The organism is Pseudomonas sp. HLT2-19-2, from assembly GCF_054898005.1.
On the sequence record NZ_CM142712.1, the window covers coordinates 4,272,679 to 4,292,314 of the forward strand.

Here is a 19,636-nt window from a genome sequence, read left to right on the forward strand (position 1 = left end):
CCAATGCGCTCTCTTACCCTCCATCTGAAATTCCTGATCGCCATCCTGGTGGTGCTGGGTATTTCAGTCACGGCCTATCAGATCTTCGTACTCGGCATCCCCGTGACCGAAGACGCCACCGACGACTTATGGAACATCGACGCCAAAGTCGAGTTCGTCGCCAACGCCAAGGACCCGGTCAAGATCCAGATGTTCGTGCCGCCGCTGAGCCGCGATTACGTCAGCCTCAATGAGAGTTTCATTTCCAATAACTACGGCGTGGCCGTGAACCGCGTCGACGGCAACCGCAAGGTCACCTGGTCGGCGCGCCGAGCCAAGGGCAATCAGACGCTTTATTACCGCTTGGTGCTGACCAAGCGTTACACCGGCGAAAAATCCAAGATTAAAGGCCCGACCTTCCGCGACAGCATTGCGGTTGAAGGCGCGGAAAAAGTCGCCGCCGAAGCCTTGCTCGCGCCGATTCGCCAACACTCGGCCGACGTCGAAACCTTCATCGGCGAAGCCATCAAGCGGGTTAATAACCTCAACGACGACAACGTTAAACTGCTGCTGGGCGGCGATGCGTCCGCGGGCCACAAGGCGAAAATCGTCGAGCTGGTGCTGTCCATCGCCCACGTGCCGGTGGAAAAGGTCCACACCATTCGTCTGATGGCCGACCAACCGCAAATGCCGGAACTCTGGCTGCGCAGTTTCAACGGTACCGACTGGCTGTATTTCAATCCGGAAACCGGTGAACAGGGCCTGCCGACCGACCGCCTGCTGTGGTGGACCGGTGACGAAAACCTGATCACTGTCGATGGCGGCAAGAAAGCCAACGTGACCTTCAGCCTGAACAACAGCGAGATGAATGCGATCCGCCTGGCCAAGCTGACCGACGAAAACACCGACGCCAACTTTCTCGAATACTCGCTGTACGGTTTGCCGCTGCAAACCCAGCAGACGTTCATGATCATGGTGATGATCCCGATCGGTGTGCTGGTGATTTTGATCCTGCGCAACCTGATCGGCATTCAAACCCTCGGCACCTTTACTCCCGTGCTGATCGCCCTGGCGTTCCGGGAAACCCAGCTCGGCTTCGGCATCGTGCTGTTTACCATCATCACTGCGCTGGGGCTGTCGCTGCGTTCCTACCTTGAACACTTGAAGCTGCAAATGCTGCCGAGGCTGTCGGTGGTGCTGACCTTCGTGGTGGTGCTGATCGCGGCGATCAGCCTGCTCAGCCATAAACTCGGCCTGGAACGCGGGTTGTCGGTGGCGTTGTTCCCGATGGTAATTCTGACCATGACCATCGAACGCCTGTCGATTACCTGGGAAGAACGCGGTTCCGGCCATGCCATGAAAGTGGCGATCGGTACGCTGTTCGCCGCGTCGCTGGCGCACCTGATCATGAGCGTTCCGGAGCTGGTTTACTTCGTGTTCACCTTCCCGGCGATCCTGCTGATCCTGGTCGGCTTCATGCTGGCGATGGGTCGCTATCGCGGCTACCGCCTGACCGAACTGGTGCGTTTCAAGGCTTTCCTGAAGAAGGCTGACGCCTGATGTTCGGCTTCTGGAAGACCTGGAAGGCCCTGGAAGCCCGGGGCATCATGGGGATCAATCGGCGTAACGCGGATTACGTGCTCAAGTACAACAAGCGCAGCCTGTACCCGATCGTCGATGACAAGATCATCACCAAGGAGCGCGCCATCGCCGCCGGCATTCATGTTCCAGAACTGTATGGCGTGATCTCCACCGAGAAAGAAATCGACAACCTCAACGAGATCATCGGCGGGCGCAACGACTTCGTGATAAAACCGGCCCAGGGCGCCGGCGGCGACGGCATCATTGTGATTTCCGACCGTTTTGAGGGCCGCTATCGCACGGTGTCCGGCAAGATCATCAGTCATGAGGAAATCGAGCACCATATCTCCAGCATCCTCACCGGCCTCTACTCCTTGGGCGGTCACCGGGATCGGGCGCTGATCGAGTACCGCGTGACCCCGGACCAGATCTTCAAGAGCATCAGCTATGAAGGCGTGCCAGACATTCGGATCATCGTGCTGATGGGCTACCCGGTGATGGCCATGCTGCGGCTGCCCACCCGCCAGTCCGGCGGCAAGGCCAACCTGCACCAGGGCGCCATCGGCGTCGGTGTCGACCTCGCCACCGGTCTGACCTTGCGCGGCACCTGGCTGAACAACATCATCACCAAACACCCGGACACCACCAACGCGGTGGATGGCGTGCAACTGCCCTACTGGGACGGTTTCATGAAACTCGCCGCCGGCTGCTATGAGCTGTGCGGGCTGGGTTACATCGGTGTCGACATGGTGCTGGACCAGGAGAAAGGGCCGCTGATTCTTGAGCTCAATGCCCGGCCTGGGCTGAACATTCAGATTGCCAACGATTGTGGATTGACGTTGCGCACCCATGCGGTTGAAGCGCGGCTGGAAGCGTTGAAGGCTCGCGGGATTGTTGAGACGGTTGAGGAGCGGGTTGAGTTTGTTCAGGAAATGTTTGGGCATATTCCGGCCGTCGAAGGCTGATCCTGATCAATCTCTTCCCGACATCCCCTCTAGGAGCAATTCCCCGAGGGGACTACAATCGCCACCCCCGCCTCGATGGCTGATCTGCCCCGCCCATGTTGACCTGTTCCGTACACCCGCTCCCCTATCGCGCCAACCCCGCCGAGTACTTCGCGGCGATTCGTCATGGCCCCGGTGCCGTGCTGCTCGACAGTGGCCGGCCGACTGCCGAGCGTGGGCGTTATGACCTGCTCAGCGCTTGGCCGCTGGAACAACTGGCGGTGTTGCCTGATGAAAGTGGCAGCGATTTCCTGCAACGTCTTCGCGACCATCTGACACGACTCGGTGAAGCGACGGTGCCTGCTGACCTGCCCTTCGCGGGTGGCTTGATCGGTTACCTGAGCTACGACTTCGGTCGGCATCTGGAGAATCTGCCGAGTCAGGCGCAGGACGATCTGCAATTGCCCGACGCACGTTTCGGCTTGTATGACTGGGCACTGATCAGCGATCACCAACTGAGTACCAGTCAGTTGGTCTTCCACCCCTCGCTGATCGACAGCGAACGTCAGCGTCTGATTACGCTATTCAGTGAGCCTTTGGCTGAAGCGGTCGAGCCTTTCAAGTTGAAAGCCCCGATGAAGGCCGACCTGAGCGCTGATGAGTATCGCCACGCGCTAGAACGCATTCAGTACTACATCCAGGCCGGCGACTGCTACCAGGTCAACTTTGCCCAGCGTTTCCGCGCGCAGTGCCAGGGCGATCCATGGGCTGCGTATTGCGCGCTGCGGGCCGCATGCCCGACGCCGTTCTCCGGTTTTCAGAGCCTGCCCGACGGCGGCGCGGTGCTGAGTCTGTCGCCGGAGCGTTTCGTCAAAGTCAGTGAACGCTATGTGGAAACCCGCCCGATCAAAGGCACCCGTCCTCGCGGACTGACCGCTGCCGAAGATGCGGCAAACGCGGCCGAACTGCTGGCCAGCCCCAAGGACCGCGCAGAAAACCTGATGATCGTCGACCTGCTGCGCAATGACCTCGGCCGCACCTGCCGTATCGGTTCGGTTCGGGTGCCGGAGTTGTTCAGCCTGGAAAGCTACCCGAACGTGCATCACTTGGTGAGCAGCGTGACCGGGGAACTGGCGGATGACCGGGATGCGCTGGACCTGATCGCCGGCAGCTTCCCCGGCGGTTCGATTACCGGTGCGCCGAAAATTCGCGCGATGCAGATCATCGACGAGCTGGAGCCGACGCGTCGTGGGTTGTACTGCGGGTCTTTGCTCTATCTGGACGTTCGCGGCGAGATGGACAGCTCCATCGCGATTCGCAGTTTGCTGGTCAAGGATGGGCAAGTGTGTTGCTGGGGCGGTGGCGGAATCGTCGCGGATTCGGAATGGCAGGCCGAGTATCAGGAATCGATAACCAAGGTGAAGGTGTTGCTCGATACCCTGCAAAACCTTTAAAAGCTTCGCGGGCAAGCCTCGCTCCTACAGGGTTCGACGATCCTCTGTAGGAGCGAGGCTTGCCCGCGAAGGCGTCCTCGAAAACGACTACAAGCTCAACGCACGATTCGAAGCCTTGATGAATTCCTGCTTCAGCGCTTCAAAGCTGTGCACCGCTGGAAATTGCGGAAACTCGCGAATCACATTGTCCGGCGCATGGAACAGAATCCCCGCATCCGCCTCACCCAGCATCGTAGTGTCGTTGTAGGAATCCCCCGCCGCGATCACCCGGTAGTAAAGGCTCTTGAAGGCTAATACCGACTGGCGCTTCGGATCTTTCTGACGCAATTGATAGCTCGTCACCCGCCCTGAATCATCAGTAATCAGACGATGGCAAAGCAAGGTCGGGAAGCCCAGTTGACGCATCAGCGGCTGGGAGAACTCGTAGAACGTGTCCGACAGAATCACCACCTGAAAGCGTTCTCGCAGCCAGTTGACGAACTCGATGGCACCGTCCAGCGGCTGGAGCGTGGCAATCACTTCCTGGATATCAGCGAGTTTCAGACCGTGCTCGTCGAGAATCCGCAGGCGCTGCTTCATCAGCACGTCGTAGTCGGGGATGTCCCGGGTGGTAGCCCTCAAAGATTCAATCCCGGTTTTTTCGGCGAAGGCGATCCAGATTTCCGGGACCAGTACACCTTCAAGATCCAGACAGGCAATTTCCACAAGACACTCCCATTTGTATTGATTATTGAGTCGAGCGAGCAAAAGGACTGCCGAACTCTAGCGACTCAGGCAGGCCTGCGCAACGCAGAGTGCGCGCCAGCGGCTGCAGGATTTTGTTACCATCAGGGCCATATAGAGCGCCCAGCGCCACCGACCTGTAGGAAGCCGCCCTGATGAGCCCATCGTTCGATGTCGTGGAACTCGCCACGACTTATGCCAATAAATCCGCTCAGGACATCCTGAAACTCGCATTCGCCGAGTTCGGCGATGACTTGTGGATATCTTTCAGCGGCGCCGAAGACGTGGTGCTGGTGGACATGGCCTGGAAGCTGAACAAGAACGTCAACGTGTTCAGCCTCGACACCGGCCGCTTGCACCCCGAGACCTACCGCTTCATCGATCAGGTGCGCGAGCACTACAAGATCGACATCGAACTGGTGTCGCCGGACTACACCAAGCTCGAACCTTTTGTGAAGGAAAAGGGCCTGTTCAGTTTCTACAAGGACGGCCATGGCGAATGCTGCGGCATCCGCAAGATCGAGCCGCTTCGTCGCAAGCTCTCGGGGGTGACGGCCTGGGCCACCGGACAGCGCCGGGATCAGAGCCCTGGAACTCGCAGCGCCGTCGCAGTGCTGGAAATCGACACCGCGTTCTCTACCCCGGAACGCACCCTGTACAAATTCAACCCGCTGGCACAAATGACCAGCGAAGAGATCTGGGGTTACATCCGCATGCTGGAGCTGCCGTACAACAGCCTGCACGAACGCGGCTTCATCAGCATCGGCTGCGAACCGTGCACCCGTCCGGTGTTGCCGAACCAGCATGAGCGCGAAGGTCGTTGGTGGTGGGAGGAAGCGACACAGAAAGAATGCGGCTTGCATGCCGGCAACATCATCAGCAAATCCAAGGCCTAACCCTCTACAAAGATGTGTACACACGACTGTCACCATCGGTGCCATTTGTGTGTGCATTTTTCATTTCTACGCCCCAAAAGTTTCACACTCCCACCCTGACTTCCTCAGTCGATCTTTCGTACAAACCTCACCGAAAAATAGATGCCTGTTCAACCGGTCAATTTATATCGCCTTTTTTTCAGCCACTTATCGCCGACTGATAACAAAACGAAAATTAGCGATGAAATTCATAGATCGGGATCTGGCATGGATCTGGCTTAGGTGCATACATGTTTTGTATACAATCATACCAACACATACACACACTTCTGATCCGCAAACCTGAAGCGCCCTATCCCCCTTGGCGGCCCGGCATCGTCGGGCCGCACAACCACCCGCTATAAGGACCTCACATGCGAATTCTCGTGGTCAACGTCAACACTACCGAATCCATCACCCAGGCCATCGCACACGCGGCTCAGTCCGTGGCCGCGCCGGGCACGGAAATCATCGGCCTGACGCCCTACTTCGGTGCTGACTCCATTGAAGGCAATTTCGAAAGTTATCTGGCCGCCATCGCGGTGATGGACCGAGTAATGTCCTACGACCAACCCTTCGATGCCGTGATCCAAGCCGGTTACGGCGAGCACGGCCGCGAGGGTTTGCAGGAGCTGCTCAACGTGCCGGTGGTGGACATCACCGATGCGGCGGCCAGCACCGCCATGTTCCTCGGCCATGCCTACTCGGTGGTCACCACGCTGGACCGCACCGTGCCGCTGATCGAGGATCGCCTCAAACTGTCCGGGCTCTGGGACCGCTGCGCATCGGTACGGGCCAGTGGCCTGGCGGTAATGGAACTGGAATTCGATCCCGAGCGTACGCTGGAGGCGATTGTTCGTCAGGCGGAATTGGCAGTGCTTGAAGACAAGGCCGAGGTGATTTGCCTGGGCTGCGGCGGCATGGCCGGGCTGGATGAACAGATTCGTCAGCGCACTGGCGTGCCGGTGGTGGATGGTGTGACGGCGGCGGTGACCATTGCCGAGTCGTTGGTGCGGTTGGGCTTGTCAACTTCCAAGGTGCGGACTTATGCGACGCCGCGGCCGAAAAACATCATTGGTTGGCCGGGGCGGTTTGGCAAGTAGACCGCGCCTCGCTCTTGAGCCTCGCTCTTGAGCCTGACTCAGAGCGCACTAAACCGCAGCCCCAACCCCTGCGCCACAAACTGCTCAATGATGAAATCCACAAACGCCCGGGTCTTGCCCGGCAACAGTTTGTGCTCCGCGTAATAGATAGAAATGTTGCCATCGTCGACGTACCAATCGGGCAATACTCGCTGCAAGGTCCCGGCCTCCAGATAGCCCACGGCGAACGGCAGGCTCACCAGCGCAATGCCCAACCCTTGGGCAGCCGTAGCGCAGGCCGCTTCCGAATCACTCATGGTCATCCGTGCCTTGAGCGTCAGCGGGCTATGTTGCTGAATACGACTGGTCAATTGCCAGGAGCGCACACGACCGGTCTGCGGCGACCGAATCAGGATGCCATCGTGATGTTTGAGATCATCCGGCTCGACGATCGCCTCACGCCCCGCCAGATACTCGGCTGATGCCACCAGCACCCGATGCGCCGGCGTCAGCTTGCGCGCCACCACACCCTGCGGCAGCTCGAATCCCCCGCCAATCGCCGCATCGAAACCCTGAGCGATCAGGTCGACCTGACGGTTATCGAAATGCCAGTCCGGGTTGATCGCCGGAAAGCGCCGCAGAAACTCACCGAGCAACGGCACGATGTACAAACGCCCGAACACCGTGCCCATGCTGACTTTCAGTGTCCCCGCCGGTCGACCCTCGGCACTGGCCAGATTGGCCACGGCATTCTGGATCGTGTGAAGACTGGAACTCACCTCGCCGAGAAACAGATGACCCGCTTCAGTGAGCGTCAGACTGCGAGTGCTGCGCTGAAACAGCCGCACACCGAGTCGTGCCTCAAGTTTGGCGACGCTCTTGCCCACCGCCGCCGGGGTCAAACTCAGGCGGCGCGCGGCTTCGGCGAAGCTGCCGACCTCGGCACTGCGTACGAAGCATTCGATACTGCTGAAGGTTTCCATAAGCGCCACTATAAACTTTTGGTTTACACAGACTATCGCAATTACCGTCTACACAGCCTCTAATCCCGCATCGATACTAGGCTCCATCAACCGAGACATTTCGCCTCGGGACTTTGGAGATCGATATGACTACTCAGAACCTCAGCGGCAAAGTGGCTTTGATTCAAGGCGGATCCCGCGGTATCGGCGCCGCCATTGTCAAACGCCTGGCTGCTGAAGGCGCGACAGTCGCCTTCACCTACGTCAGCTCCACCGCCAAAGCCGAAGAATTGCAAAACAGCATCACCGGTAACGGCGGCAAAGCCCTCGCCATCAAGGCTGACAGCGCCGACGCCGAGGCCATCCGCAACGCCGTGACCGCCACCGTTAAAGCCTTTGGTCGCCTGGACATTCTGGTCAACAACGCAGGCGTGCTGGCCGTTGCACCCTTGGAAGACTTCAAACTTGAAGACTTCGACCACACCCTCGCGATCAACGTGCGCAGCGTATTCATCGCCACCCAGGCCGCTGCCAAACACATGACCGAAGGCGGTCGCATCATCAACATCGGCAGCACCAACGCCGACCGCATGCCCTTCGCCGGTGGCGGCCCCTACGCCATGAGCAAATCGGCGCTGGTCGGCCTGACCAAAGGCCTGGCTCGCGACCTCGGCCCGCGCGGGATCACCATCAACAACGTGCAACCGGGCCCCGTCGACACAGATATGAACCCGGCCAGTGGTGACTTCGCCGAAAGCCTGATCCCGTTGATGGCCGTGGGTCGCTACGGAAAAACGGAAGAAATCGCCAGTTTTGTCGCCTACCTTGTCAGCCCCGAAGCCGGCTACATCACTGGTGCCAGCTTGACCATCGACGGTGGTTTCGGCGCCTGATGTTCTGAATCACGTTTTTATGTACGCAGCTTTAAGCCCATTCAAGCGCCGGCAGGCCAAAGGCGCTCGGTTTGAACGCTGTCAGCGTACGAAGAATGCCATCGGCGTGTGCGTATTTTTCGTCAGCCATCGCCGCATCCGGGATCGCAATCGCCGTCATCCCCGCCGCTTTCGCCGCTGTGACACCGAACGGCGAATCCTCGAACACCAGGCAATCCTCGGGCGCGACACCCAGGCGCCGCGCCGCCGTGAGGAAGATGTCCGGTGCCGGTTTGGCCGCGCCGACTTCCGGATCATCGGCCGTCACAATGAAATCGAACAGCGCGAACCAGTCGCGGTGCAAGGTGGTTTTCTGGCCGAACGACTGACGCGAAGAACTGGTGCCCACCGCGATCGGAATGTTGTTGGCCTTCAAGTGCCGAACCAACTCCTGTGCGCCAGGCATCGCCAACGCCGCAGGAAAACGTTCGCGCATCAGCGGTTCGCGGATCACCAGAAACTCTTCGGCGGTGATCGGCAGGTCCAGCGCCTCGACCACATAGCGCGCCAGATCTCCTGCACCACGGCCGATGATGTTCTGTTTGACGCTCCAGTCGAAGACCCGACCGTAACGCGCGGCAATCATGGACGTGACCTCGGTGTAAATGCCCTCGGTGTCCAGCAACAGGCCGTCCATATCAAAAATCACGGCCTTGATCGGGCCGAATTCATTCAGCGGTGCATTCATCGCGTCTGATCCGTTTTCTAATGACATCCCAGAGGCGGCTCAGGTACGGCCGGGTCCGCGATCGATTAAAGGATTCAGCAGCATAGCGAGCGCGACTGGCATAGGGCAACGGCCAATGCCTGAACGGTACAAAACCAGCGCCGAAGTGCTCTTCGTCATTTAGCGATTCCCCCTACACCAAACACCTACTTTCCCGACTTCTTTCCACGCCGATCCCCCGCAAAGTCCCGCGTTCTGAATTGATCCGCGCGAGAGACTGTGAATGTTCGTACCTGACAAGGTCCTGGCCTTGAATAACACCATCGGGCTGCTGGTGGTCGCCGCCATGGACCCTGAGCAGCCGAATGTCGAAGCGCTGCTCGGTGATTTTCGGCTGTGTATCAATGACTACGACGCCTGGGCTGAAAGTTTCTGGACCGGCAGGGCATTGGATGTCGAGCAGGTGTTCAAGGTCGGCAATGAAGTCCGTCTTAGCGTGCCGAAGAATTCCACCACGCCAGTCAGTTCAACAGTCACTTCGTGCTCGGCCAGTGGTTCTTTGACCCTGGTGCACATGTTCGATGCCGCGCGGTTTGTGCCGATCGGCAATACGCCGGTGATGCTTGAACCTTACCTCTCTGAAGGCATGTTTGGCGAACCGATCTACCGCGAGATCGGTCCCAGCGGCATTCTGGAAATCCCCGATTGCGAACGCAGCCTGCGTTATCGCATCACCTTCTTTCCGAATGTTTCCACGGCGCATGTCAAAGCGCTGTTCGACTCGTATAAGGGCGTGATCGGCGAACTGGAAGGCTGGCTGCGCAACGAATGGAACACCGAGTTCCAACCGCTGTGGGCAGCGTTTTCCGAGGCCGGTTTTACCGAACGCTACGGCATGCTGCAACAGGCTGACTGGCGCGGTTTCGAGAACTCGCTGAACGGGTTGTGGGATGACGTAAAGCAGGTTTACGCCTTGATCGCGGACCTGCAAGCCAATAGCGAAAAGCTCCTTGAGTACCTGACCGAGGTCGAACTTAAAGCGCTGCTGGACGCTTCGGCCGAGACCATTGCCAATGTGTTGCTGATGCTGAGCGACGAACCGTTGATGTTCATTCATCTCGCGGCGATCACCAGTTGGCTGAGGAGGTTGCCGCCGCAGCATATCGCTGAGGTCGTGGCGGAAATTCGTACAGGAATATTGATCGGATTGCTGTTGGCACGCTTCACAGGTTCTACAGGACTGAAACTTGGCATAAGCGCCATGGTGCTGAACAAGGTCAAGTCGGAGCGAGCACGGAACTGGCTGGCGGCCGCGAGTTTGCGGCTAGCCGAACTGACCACCAAGTCCGACCTGACCGCCCACGCTGGCGTACTCAAACCCCTCGCAGTCAGCGCCCGGAATGTTCCGCTTAAACCCGCACCCGCGGTGTCACTGCAGATCAGCGCGGGGGCTGCACCGGCTGTGCTGGTAAAGAATCCGGTCGCCATCGCTCGCGACAAGTCCGAGGCCAAGACCCGCCTGGTTCGTCAGGAACACCGCGACGATGCTCCCGATCAGGCGAAAAACCCCAACGGCGACAGCGCCGATTGCGCACCGTTGACCTGTACCAACGGCTGTCCGGTATCGATGGTTACGGGCGAAGAATTGCTGACCCTCACCGACGGTTCGCTGGATGGGATTTTACCGTTCGACTTCACCCGGCTCTATCGCACCAGTGCTGTGGAGATCGATTGCGGGCTCGGATTCGGCTGGAGTCATTCCCTCGCTCATCGGCTGGACGTCGATGAAGCACAGGTTGTCTGGACCGACCACGAAAACCGTCGTACGACTTTTCCTCTTCCGAGTGTCGAGCGCCCGGCGATTCATAACAGCCTGTCGCGCGCGGCGATTTATCTAGGTGATGAGCCCGAAGAACTGATCCTCGCTCTGGCTGGCGAGACAGCGCGGTTTTACCACTTTCGTACAGGGCGACTGATGGCGATCAGCGATGCCTATGGCAATCGGCTGACGGTGCAGCGGGACACTTCTGACAGGATCAAGCGCCTCGACAACGGTGCCGGGCGTTCCCTGCTGTTGCGCTATGAGCGCCGACACATAGTTGCCGTCGAGTACCAAAGCTTTCATCCCGCCGAGACCCTGGAAAACGCCTGGCGTACCGAGCAAACACTGGTTGCCTACCGCTACGACGCGTGTCAGCGCTTGATCGAAGCGACCAATGCCGCCGGCGAAAGCGAACGATACGACTACGACGAGCAGCACGTGATTCTGCAACGGCAATTGGCCGGTGGAGCAAGTTTCTACTGGGAGTGGGAAAGGTCCGGCAAGGCTGCCCGATGCGTCCGCCATTGGGCGTCGTTTTCGCAGATGGACACGCGGTATGTCTGGGATGACAACGGCAGTGTGGTGGTTAAAAACGCCGACGGCAGCGAGGAGGTTTACGAGCACGACGAACAGGCGCGACTGGTGCGTCGGGTCGACCCCAATGGCGCAGAACACCTTAAGGCTTACGACGACAACGGTCGGTTGCTGAGCGAACAGGATCCGCTGGGGGCAATTACCCAATACCGCTATGACGAGATCGGACGGCTGATTGCGCTGATTCCGCCCGAAGACGAACCGACGTCCTACGAATATCGCAATGGTTTCCTGCACGCGCGGTATTGCGGTAAAGCGGTCTGGACCTATCAGCGCAATGTTCAGGGCGCTATCACCGAAGCGACCGATCCCGACGGCCATGTCAGCCACTATCACTACGACAAAAAAGGCCAGCTGCTGTCGATCCGTTACCCGGACAACAGCCGGCATGTCTTCGTCTGGAGCGCCTTAGGGCAACTGCTCCAAGAAACGTTGCCGGACGGTGGTCAGCGGCGGTTTTCCTACGACGCTTTGGGTCGGCAGATTACCCGTCAGGACGAACACGGCGCCGTCACCCAGTACCAATGGGATGCCGTCGGCCGACTGATCCAGACGACGCTTCCCACAGGCGCCAGCCGCGCCTTCAGCTACAACGCCTACGGCAAAATCACCGCCGAACGCAATGAACTGGGGCGCGTCACCCGTTTTGAGTACGACGATGACCTGCATCTTGTCAGTCGCCGGATCAACCCTGACGGAACGCACCTGCGTTATCGCTACGACAACGCGCAGCTACTGCTGACGGAAATCGAAAATGAATCCGGCGAACACTATCGACTGGACTACACACCCAACGGATTGATCCGACAGGAAACCGGTTTCGATGGCCGACGCACGGCGTATGCCTACGACCTCAATGGCCACCTGTTGGAGAAAATCGAGTTCGGCGATAACGGCTCAGAGCTGTTCACGAATTACCAACGGGATTCGGCTGGACGACTGCTGGTCAAAAACCTGCCCGATGGCGTCAACGTCGAGTATCGCTATGACAGCCTCGGCCGATTGGTCAGCGTCGATGACAGCAACGATCACCCGCTGGAGTTCGAGTACGACAAACAGAATCGCCTGATCACCGAGCATCAGGGTTGGGGCACGTTGCGTTATGCCTACAACGACTGCGGCAAGCTCAACCACCTGCGCCTGCCGGACAACAGCAAACTCGACTACCACGCCAAGGGCGGTGCGCTGACGGCGATCGACCTCAATGGCGCCCGGCTCACCACCCACCACTTCGCCTCCGGTCGCGAACAGCAACGCGAGCAAGGCCTGTTGCTCAGCGAATATGCCTACGACGATCAGGGTCGCCTGAAAGCCCACGCCGTCAGCCAACAGCAACAACCGCTGTATCGCCGCGACTATGCCTACAGCGCCAACGGCAATCTCGACAACATTGCCGACAGCCGTCACGGCCAACGCAGTTATCAATACGAACCCCTCGACCGCCTGATCCGCGTCCGCCACTCCCGCGACCAACAGCCCGAAAGCTTCGCCCATGACCCGGCCGGAAACCTGGTGATGCAAGATTGTCCAGGCCCGACCACCGTCAAAGGCAATCGCCTATTGATACAAGGCGACCGCCACTACGATTACGACGCCTTTGGAAACCTGATCCGCGAGCGCCGCGGCACTGCACAAAAACTGGTCACCGAGTACCGTTACGACTGCCAACATCGGTTGATCAGCGCCACCCTCCCTAACGGCAATCAGGCCACCTACCGCTACGACGCCTTCGGCCGCCGCATCGCCAAAACTGTCGATGGCAACACCACCGAATTCTTCTGGCAGGGCGACAACCTCGTCGCTGAAAGCAGCAAGGAACACCACCGCAGCTACCTCTACGAACCCGGCACCTTCCGCCCGCTCGCCATGCTCGACGGCAAAGGCCCACGCCAGGCTTGTCCGTTTTACTACCAACTCGACCACCTCGGTACGCCACAAGAACTCACCGACTACAGCGGCGACATCATCTGGGCCGCCCGATACACAGCGTATGGCCGCCTGACCCGCCTCAACCGCGACACTCATCAAGTGCATGATCAGCCGTTGAGGTTTCAGGGACAGTATTTCGATGCGGAAACGGGTCTGCATTACAACCGGCATCGCTACTACAATCCGGATGTTGGACGGTATTTGACACCGGACCCGAGTAGGCTGGCGGGTGGGTTAAACGGGTATCAGTACACACAGAACCCTACGGGATGGGTTGATCCGTTGGGGTTGAGTGGGAGTTGCCCACAGGCGGGAATAGGAAGTTGCTTAACTGCGGATGAGACTAACAATGCCAAGGTAAATGAGGGAGAGCCAAACCTTCCCTACTCAGGGACCATTACCGCCGCAATGCAGAACAAAATTCTGTACGGGGTTCGTAGCCCTAGGCATAACAGTCCAATTGGTGGGCACTCTGCAAAAGTACTCAACTCCCCGGAATATCAAGTGGACGTACTTCAGACGAATAGAGATGGCACCATCAGCGCAAAAAACTTCAAGATGATTCTTGAGCGTAAAGATGGAACAGTAGGCTGGTCAGCCGCGAAATCACCGAATCGACATACGTTTGCGCCTGAAAACTGGAGTGACGAAAAGATCCTAAGAGCTACGGATGAGGTAGCACGTACACCAGGTGCAATTATTCGCGATGAGGCTGGAACGAAAATCACCCAACACACAAAAATCATTGATGGCGTTGAATGGCAAGTGATCAAAGAAAACGATCAGATCACCTCATCCTATCCAACGGGAGGTAAACCGTGAGGCCAGAAGATAAGAACGACATTTTTCAGAAACTTGAGGCCTGGATTGGTGATTCAGAAAACTCCAACTGGACTGCCTATTCCAGCGAGCTTGTGGCCAAAGTGGTGTTGTGTGATTTTGCAGGCGAAGACTGGATGAAACTTGCAGCAACAGTGTTGAGCAAAGCTGAATACTGGCAGCAGCGTTGTATCGTTTCCTTAGGAGAGAACCGCTCACCAGAAGCAATTGAAATAATGAAGCTTGTCCTCATGGAGTCTTCATATATTGATGCCCGCACAATTGCAATTTACGAACTAGATTGGGCCGAGGTCGCAATAGAAAATAAATATGCGACTGCCATAATTGAAATTATAAACTCAACCCCACACGAGGAGGTTGAACCTGAGCTCAGATCGCTATTAGCGAAGTCTCAAACTTCAATGGATTAGGGTGAGCCAAAAATGCCCAGCAATTTACTGGGCATTCAATTGTAAATATTGGGTTACTTAACCACCCGAAACTACTGGAGCCTCCAGCCCCACTCCCAGAGCTTCGGATGTTCAGCTCGATTCGTTTGAGCCATCATCACCAGCAATGTCCGGATCTTCAGGGTCAGCTTCCACGTTCCCTCGCTTCACTTCCTCAGACGGCAATTGCTCCACAGCAGTGTCGTCGTCAGGTGGACGTTGATCGCGACTCAGGGAATCGGTCGGTGAAGGCAACGGATATTCCGGGGTTTCGTCGATGTCGGCGTCTTTCGGATCAGCGTTCATAAAGCACCTCTCGAGGGACCTGAAAAGCAGGCCCTGACATTTCGAGGATTGCGCCATACATGCGTTCGATCAGAGAGACGATCGGTCGAGTCTGTCGTAAAGCATGTCAATCGTCGCCCTCATCCTCGTCTTCGATATTTCCGACATCGCCTGCATCATCGGAATCGTTGAGCGGTACCGTTGCGTCGTCCATCAGCGAGCCAGGGTCTTCGTTACCGGGATCGTTAATAAACGGAAGCGCGCTAGGGCCTTTTTCTTCCTTGCCTTCGGTTTTAGGAGTCATGGCATGCCTCACAACGTTCTGGGGTGTATGAAGTTCGAGGCGACCTACGACCAAACGTTCCAGAGTCCTACTACCAAAAAAGAAAAACCCGGCGCTGGGCCGGGTTTCTGGTGTAGCTGATGTCGAATCAGTGATGTTTGTTTTTATGCTTGTTTTTATGCTTATGCTTGTGGCCGCTACCGGAGTGCGAACTGCCGCTGTCGCTACCCAAGTTGTTGCCGACCGCCCCACCCGCCGCGCCGCCCAAACCTGCGCCAATGGTCGAACCGGTAGAACCGCCGAGGCTGTTGCCGATCACCGAGCCACCCGCCGACCCCAAACCACCACCAATCGCCGCTTCTGTGCGACTGCCTTTGTTTGCGCCGACCGCGCTACCTGCCGCGCCGCCCAAACCGGCGCCAATCGCTGCACCCGTGCTGCCGCCCATTTGCTGGCCGACCACGTTACCTAGCGCACCGCCAATACCACCGCCAACTGCAGCGGTGCCGTCACCGGCTGCCATTGCACCTTGAGCGACCAAAAGTCCCAGAACCAACGTGGACAATGTCAAACGCATGATATGAACCTCTAAATTCCGTATCGGGGGTAAGAGAACGCGTTACGGATGGCGTGAGTCTATCTTTTTCCCCACGTCAGCGCTGATCGTTGGACAGCTGTAGACCTGAAGAGTAGGAGGAAGAAACATCCAGACACGAAAAGCCCGGCATCAAGCCGGGCGTTTTAAACTTATCGATCAGGATCAGTGACGCTTGTGACCTTTGGCCAGGTTGCTGCCAACGCCGCCGCCCAATGCGCCGCCCAAGCCTGCGCCGATGGTGGAACCGGTCTTGCCGCCCAGGCTGTTGCCGATCACCGAGCCGCCAGCCGCGCCGACACCACCACCAATGGCTGCTTTAGTGCGGCTGCCTTTGCGTGCGGCAACAGCGCTGCCGGCCGCACCCGCGACACCCGCACCAATCGCTGCACCGGTGCTGCCGCCCATTCTCTGGCCGACCACATTGCCCAGCGCGCCACCCAAACCACCACCGATCGCGGCAGTGCCGTCACCAGCAGCCATTGCACCTTGAGCAACCAAAAGCCCAAAAACCATAGCAGGCAGTGTTAAACGCATGACAAGAACCTCAAAAAAGGGGTAACAGAAAGGGGCGAGACTGAATGCTTTAGAGGAGAAAAATCCAGGCACGCACGGGTTCAACCTCGCTATAGGCCCCCGGTGTCAGGATAGTTGTCGCCTCTCCGAATTTTCCTGAAAAAGCATATCGGGGGCGGAAAGAGACTGGTCGTGCCGTACTATTCACCTGAACGCAAAGCCGCATTACTCAAGATGCTGCTTCCCCCGCTGAACCTGACAATGGCCGAGGTTTCCCGGCGTGAAGGGGTTAGCGAAATGTCTTTGTCCAACTGGCGCAAGAAGGTCAGTTCTGAAGGAAGCGCCGTGCCTGAAGACAAGCCACTCCCCGAGAACTGGTCTGCTGAAGCCCGGTTCGCTGTCGTCCTTGAAACCGCCGGTCTGTCGCAGCTCGAACTGGGTGAGTACTGCCGACGAAAAGGTCTGTACCCCGAACACGTCAGCGCCTGGCGCCAAGCCTGTATCACGGGGCAGCAGAGTGTTCAGAACCAACAAAAGGTCGACCGCGAACAATCTCGCAAGGACAAGAAACGTATTCAGCAACTAGAGCGCGAACTGCTGCGTAAAGACAAGGCGCTGGCCGAGACCGCCGCGTTGTTGGTGCTGCGAAAAAAGCTCAACGATTACTGGGGGATCGACAACGAGGACACCTGACCTCTTTGCCGGAACGGCAGTTGTTGGTGGCTTGGTTGATCGAAGCCATCGTGGCCGGTGCTCGAAAAATCAGAGCGTGCCAGGAGGTGGGGCTGTCGCTCAGAACCTTGCAGCGATGGACTCAGAGTGAGGATGTTCAAGCCGATGCCCGCACAACCACCGTGCGGCCCACGCCGCGTAATGCGTTGAGCGAGATCGAACGACAAGCGATCGTGACCCTGTGTAACAGCCCTGCGTATGCCCATTTGCCGCCGAGTCAGATCGTGCCGAGGCTGGCTGACGAGGGGCGTTATCTGGCGTCGGAAGCGACGTTTTATCGCATCCTGCGTGCAGCCGGTCAGCAACATCATCGGGGCCGTAGCCAGCGACCCAGACGGCATGCGGCACCGACGACGCATGTCGCCAAAGCGCCCAATCAGGTGTGGTCGTGGGACATCACGTATTTGCCGTCGCCGATACGCGGCAAGTACTACTACCTGTATTTGATCGAAGATATTTACAGCCGCAAGGCCGTGGGCTGGGAAGTTTACGAAGAAGAAAGCGGCGAAAAAGCCGCTGCGCTGCTGCAACGCAGCGTGATCGGCGAGCAGTGTTTACGCGAGCCGCTGGTGCTGCACTCGGACAATGGTGCGCCGATGAAATCGCTGACGCTGTTGAGCAAGATGTACGACCTGGGCATCACGCCGTCCCGTGGCCGACCGCGAGTGAGCAACGACAATCCGTACTCGGAGTCGCTGTTTAGAACGCTGAAATATTGCCCGCAATGGCCGCAGGAGGGTTTTGCCAGCTTGGACGCCGCACGCGCTTGGGTGAGGGATTTTATGCGTTGGTACAACAACGAGCACCGGCATAGCCGGATCCGCTTCGTGACACCGACGGAGCGGCATCGAGGGCTGGACCACCAGATCCTGGCGCGGCGACATGAGTTGTACGAACGAGCCAAAGAGAAAAAGCCGGAACGGTGGTCGGGTCGAACACGTAACTGGGAGCCGGTCGGTACCGTGCTGTTGAACCCGGATCGAGAGCAACAGGTTGAGAAAAGAGCGGCATAGTTAGACGGTTGACGCGACAACTACCTTGAAAAACGCCGTAGGCGACGGTTGGACAGCGTTTATAGAAAAGGTTTTATGGCAGGCAAAAAAAAGCCCGCTGGGGAACGGGCCAGGTACTGCTTTCTAACGGATGTGTTGAGCCTACGTAGGTAGGTGTGAAAAGTTTGTGAAAAAAATCATCCGCTGGTTGTGTGTCTGTAGTCCAAAAATGAAAACCCCGCTCAATGGCGGGGGGCTGTACGGTTGATAGTTATTTCCTGGTAGGCGCCACCTTGGGCATAAACTTCGCCTTGGGCCCTCGGCGCACCGCTGATTTCAATTTGTTGTTTTGGACCGGGTCTTCGCCAAAGCTCGCCACATACTCCGTTTGGCCACACTGGACGCAATTGTTGATCGGAAACTCCGCCCCTTCCTCTTCGATATACGGATCAGTCATACCTTTCCCCTCTCAAAAGGGTCGACACCGGCAAGCCTATTTTGCCAAAAAATATCGACCACCCAGGATTCTGAGACTAGTCGGTCATTACTGGACTTGTGATTCAGATTGTTGCATGCCCGACGAATGGCGCCTTGCTTCACTCACCGCAGTTTTACCGCCGTCCCGGTCACAAACACCACCACCATCCCGCCCTTCCCGGCAGGCATGCTGATCTCAAAATCCAGCCCCACCACCGCATCGGCCTGAAGCGCCCGTGCCTGCTCCTTGAGCTCGTCGGTTGCCTGAATTCGTGCGTCCTTCAACGCCCGCTCCAATGTCTGAGAGCGTCCACCGAAAAAATCCCGCATCCCGGCGAACATATCGCGCATAACGTTGACACCCTGCACCGACTCGGCACTGACGATGTCCAGATAGGCGGTGATTTGCCGGCCTTCGATGGTGTGGGTTGTGGTGGTGATCATTAAATTTCCTTCTTCATGGCCAGCGGATATTTACTCAAGGTAACCTGGACAGATGTTGGCCCAACGCATCAAACGCCGGCAAGGTGACCGGATCGTTGGCCGAATGACTGGCAACAGGATGCGAGGCGTAGCGAGCAATCACCATCTCGGCTTTCGGGTCGACATAAATGCGTTGTCCATGGACCCCGCGCGCCATGAAGGCTCCGCACTCTTTGTTCGTCACCCACCACATCGAACGGTAGCTCCAACCCTTCAACAAATCGTAACCGGCCTGGGCGAATGCCTGTTTGCCGCCGCTGCTGCGGATATCGTCGACCACCGCTTTGGGCACGATTTGCTGACCGTTGAACGTGCCGTCATGACGAAACTGATCGCATCGATGTCTTTGCGCAGCGCCGATACCAATGGAACCGGTGCGCCCAGCCCCCGTTAAACGTTGATCGTGGGCAGGGGAAAGTCTT

Annotated in this window: 18 protein-coding genes and 1 pseudogene; 9 read left to right on the forward strand and 10 right to left on the reverse strand. The window is 57.8% G+C overall.

What is annotated here, in order from left to right:
- Nucleotides 1-3 precede the first annotated feature (3 nt).
- The 3 genes from rloB (at nt 4) to pabB (ending at nt 3,958) form a co-directional block, all read left to right on the forward strand.
- The gene (gene rloB / locus ACYZTU_RS19835) at nt 4-1,539 is read left to right on the forward strand and encodes an osmotic stress tolerance membrane protein RloB (RefSeq protein WP_461964875.1); all 1,536 of its coding nucleotides are present in this window, start codon (nt 4-6) and stop codon (nt 1,537-1,539) included.
- Entirely contained in the window at nt 1,539-2,525 is a 987-nt protein-coding gene (locus tag ACYZTU_RS19840) for an alpha-L-glutamate ligase-like protein (RefSeq protein WP_461964877.1), read from the forward strand. Before rloB ends, ACYZTU_RS19840 begins: the two co-directional genes overlap by 1 nt.
- A gap of 95 nt (nt 2,526-2,620) precedes the next feature.
- Nucleotides 2,621-3,958 (forward strand): aminodeoxychorismate synthase component I, encoded by a 1,338-nt coding sequence (gene pabB / locus ACYZTU_RS19845; RefSeq protein WP_461964879.1) that lies wholly within the window; start codon nt 2,621-2,623, stop codon nt 3,956-3,958.
- Between the two features lie 87 nt (nt 3,959-4,045).
- Here pabB and thrH read toward each other — a convergent pair whose 3' ends face one another.
- Complete coding sequence (gene thrH / locus ACYZTU_RS19850; RefSeq protein WP_461964881.1) at nt 4,046-4,663, reverse strand: bifunctional phosphoserine phosphatase/homoserine phosphotransferase ThrH; 618 nt, start codon at nt 4,661-4,663, stop codon at nt 4,046-4,048.
- Nucleotides 4,664-4,836: 173 nt separating this feature from the next.
- Here thrH and ACYZTU_RS19855 point away from each other — a divergent pair, with 173 nt between their 5' ends.
- Both ACYZTU_RS19855 and ACYZTU_RS19860 read left to right on the forward strand, forming a co-directional pair.
- Nucleotides 4,837-5,577, forward strand: coding sequence for a phosphoadenylyl-sulfate reductase (locus tag ACYZTU_RS19855; RefSeq protein WP_461964883.1), 741 nt, complete (start codon nt 4,837-4,839; stop codon nt 5,575-5,577).
- Nucleotides 5,578-5,969: 392 nt separating this feature from the next.
- On the forward strand, nt 5,970-6,698 hold the full coding sequence (locus ACYZTU_RS19860; RefSeq protein ID WP_461964885.1) for an aspartate/glutamate racemase family protein: 729 nt from the start codon (nt 5,970-5,972) through the stop codon (nt 6,696-6,698).
- A gap of 38 nt (nt 6,699-6,736) precedes the next feature.
- Here the strand turns inward: ACYZTU_RS19860 and ACYZTU_RS19865 are convergent, their stop codons facing one another.
- Nucleotides 6,737-7,660 (reverse strand): LysR family transcriptional regulator, encoded by a 924-nt coding sequence (locus tag ACYZTU_RS19865; protein WP_461964887.1) that lies wholly within the window; start codon nt 7,658-7,660, stop codon nt 6,737-6,739.
- Between the two features lie 125 nt (nt 7,661-7,785).
- Between ACYZTU_RS19865 and ACYZTU_RS19870 the strand changes: the two genes are divergently transcribed.
- Nucleotides 7,786-8,532, forward strand: coding sequence for a 3-oxoacyl-ACP reductase family protein (locus ACYZTU_RS19870; RefSeq protein ID WP_461964889.1), 747 nt, complete (start codon nt 7,786-7,788; stop codon nt 8,530-8,532).
- Nucleotides 8,533-8,563: 31 nt separating this feature from the next.
- Here the strand turns inward: ACYZTU_RS19870 and ACYZTU_RS19875 are convergent, their stop codons facing one another.
- Entirely contained in the window at nt 8,564-9,259 is a 696-nt protein-coding gene (locus ACYZTU_RS19875) for an HAD-IA family hydrolase (RefSeq protein WP_461964890.1), read from the reverse strand.
- Nucleotides 9,260-9,521: 262 nt separating this feature from the next.
- Between ACYZTU_RS19875 and ACYZTU_RS19880 the strand changes: the two genes are divergently transcribed.
- Both ACYZTU_RS19880 and ACYZTU_RS19885 read left to right on the forward strand, forming a co-directional pair.
- Nucleotides 9,522-14,405 carry an RHS repeat-associated core domain-containing protein gene (locus ACYZTU_RS19880; protein ID WP_461964892.1) on the forward strand — a complete coding sequence of 1,628 codons (4,884 nt, stop codon included), beginning with the start codon at nt 9,522-9,524 and terminating at the stop codon, nt 14,403-14,405.
- Nucleotides 14,402-14,833, forward strand: coding sequence for a HEAT repeat domain-containing protein (locus ACYZTU_RS19885; RefSeq protein WP_461964894.1), 432 nt, complete (start codon nt 14,402-14,404; stop codon nt 14,831-14,833). Before ACYZTU_RS19880 ends, ACYZTU_RS19885 begins: the two co-directional genes overlap by 4 nt.
- 111 nt (nt 14,834-14,944) lie before the next feature.
- Here ACYZTU_RS19885 and ACYZTU_RS19890 read toward each other — a convergent pair whose 3' ends face one another.
- The 4 genes from ACYZTU_RS19890 to ACYZTU_RS19905 form a co-directional block, all read right to left on the reverse strand.
- Nucleotides 14,945-15,157 carry a hypothetical protein gene (locus ACYZTU_RS19890; protein ID WP_461964896.1) on the reverse strand — a complete coding sequence of 71 codons (213 nt, stop codon included), beginning with the start codon at nt 15,155-15,157 and terminating at the stop codon, nt 14,945-14,947.
- Between the two features lie 106 nt (nt 15,158-15,263).
- Nucleotides 15,264-15,440, reverse strand: coding sequence for a hypothetical protein (locus ACYZTU_RS19895; protein WP_461964898.1), 177 nt, complete (start codon nt 15,438-15,440; stop codon nt 15,264-15,266).
- A gap of 127 nt (nt 15,441-15,567) precedes the next feature.
- Nucleotides 15,568-15,996 (reverse strand): glycine zipper domain-containing protein, encoded by a 429-nt coding sequence (locus tag ACYZTU_RS19900; RefSeq protein ID WP_449644353.1) that lies wholly within the window; start codon nt 15,994-15,996, stop codon nt 15,568-15,570.
- Nucleotides 15,997-16,179: 183 nt separating this feature from the next.
- Entirely contained in the window at nt 16,180-16,551 is a 372-nt protein-coding gene (locus ACYZTU_RS19905) for a bacteriocin (RefSeq protein WP_449644354.1), read from the reverse strand.
- Between the two features lie 171 nt (nt 16,552-16,722).
- Between ACYZTU_RS19905 and ACYZTU_RS19910 the strand changes: the two genes are divergently transcribed.
- Nucleotides 16,723-18,275, forward strand: a protein-coding gene (locus ACYZTU_RS19910; RefSeq protein ID WP_461964900.1) for an IS3 family transposase whose coding sequence is annotated in 2 segments (ribosomal slippage) — nt 16,723-17,185 and nt 17,185-18,275 — 1,554 coding nt in all. Because the reading frame shifts where the segments join, the coding sequence is not laid out codon by codon here.
- 250 nt (nt 18,276-18,525) lie between these two features.
- Here the strand turns inward: ACYZTU_RS19910 and ACYZTU_RS19915 are convergent.
- From ACYZTU_RS19915 to ACYZTU_RS19925, 3 genes and pseudogenes are all read right to left on the reverse strand, one after another.
- Entirely contained in the window at nt 18,526-18,711 is a 186-nt protein-coding gene (locus ACYZTU_RS19915; protein WP_461964902.1) for a hypothetical protein, read from the reverse strand.
- A 143-nt stretch (nt 18,712-18,854) separates the two neighbouring features.
- Entirely contained in the window at nt 18,855-19,175 is a 321-nt protein-coding gene (locus tag ACYZTU_RS19920) for a YbjQ family protein (protein WP_449644356.1), read from the reverse strand.
- A gap of 34 nt (nt 19,176-19,209) precedes the next feature.
- Nucleotides 19,210-19,548: pseudogene (locus ACYZTU_RS19925) on the reverse strand (6-aminohexanoate hydrolase); the annotation flags it as partial.
- Between the last annotated feature and the right edge of the window lie 88 nt (nt 19,549-19,636).

Coding starts and splice junctions, on each gene's coding strand:
- rloB (WP_461964875.1), top strand. CDS start 4: ATGCGCTCTCTTACCCTCCATCTGAAATTCCTGATCGCCATCCTGGTG.
- ACYZTU_RS19840 (WP_461964877.1), top strand. CDS start 1,539: ATGTTCGGCTTCTGGAAGACCTGGAAGGCCCTGGAAGCCCGGGGCATC.
- pabB (WP_461964879.1), top strand. CDS start 2,621: ATGTTGACCTGTTCCGTACACCCGCTCCCCTATCGCGCCAACCCCGCC.
- ACYZTU_RS19855 (WP_461964883.1), top strand. CDS start 4,837: ATGAGCCCATCGTTCGATGTCGTGGAACTCGCCACGACTTATGCCAAT.
- ACYZTU_RS19860 (WP_461964885.1), top strand. CDS start 5,970: ATGCGAATTCTCGTGGTCAACGTCAACACTACCGAATCCATCACCCAG.
- ACYZTU_RS19865 (WP_461964887.1), bottom strand. CDS start 7,660: ATGGAAACCTTCAGCAGTATCGAATGCTTCGTACGCAGTGCCGAGGTC.
- ACYZTU_RS19870 (WP_461964889.1), top strand. CDS start 7,786: ATGACTACTCAGAACCTCAGCGGCAAAGTGGCTTTGATTCAAGGCGGA.
- ACYZTU_RS19875 (WP_461964890.1), bottom strand. CDS start 9,259: ATGAATGCACCGCTGAATGAATTCGGCCCGATCAAGGCCGTGATTTTT.
- ACYZTU_RS19880 (WP_461964892.1), top strand. CDS start 9,522: ATGTTCGTACCTGACAAGGTCCTGGCCTTGAATAACACCATCGGGCTG.
- ACYZTU_RS19890 (WP_461964896.1), bottom strand. CDS start 15,157: ATGAACGCTGATCCGAAAGACGCCGACATCGACGAAACCCCGGAATAT.
- ACYZTU_RS19895 (WP_461964898.1), bottom strand. CDS start 15,440: ATGACTCCTAAAACCGAAGGCAAGGAAGAAAAAGGCCCTAGCGCGCTT.
- ACYZTU_RS19900 (WP_449644353.1), bottom strand. CDS start 15,996: ATGCGTTTGACATTGTCCACGTTGGTTCTGGGACTTTTGGTCGCTCAA.
- ACYZTU_RS19905 (WP_449644354.1), bottom strand. CDS start 16,551: ATGCGTTTAACACTGCCTGCTATGGTTTTTGGGCTTTTGGTTGCTCAA.
- ACYZTU_RS19915 (WP_461964902.1), bottom strand. CDS start 18,711: ATGACTGATCCGTATATCGAAGAGGAAGGGGCGGAGTTTCCGATCAAC.
- ACYZTU_RS19920 (WP_449644356.1), bottom strand. CDS start 19,175: ATGATCACCACCACAACCCACACCATCGAAGGCCGGCAAATCACCGCC.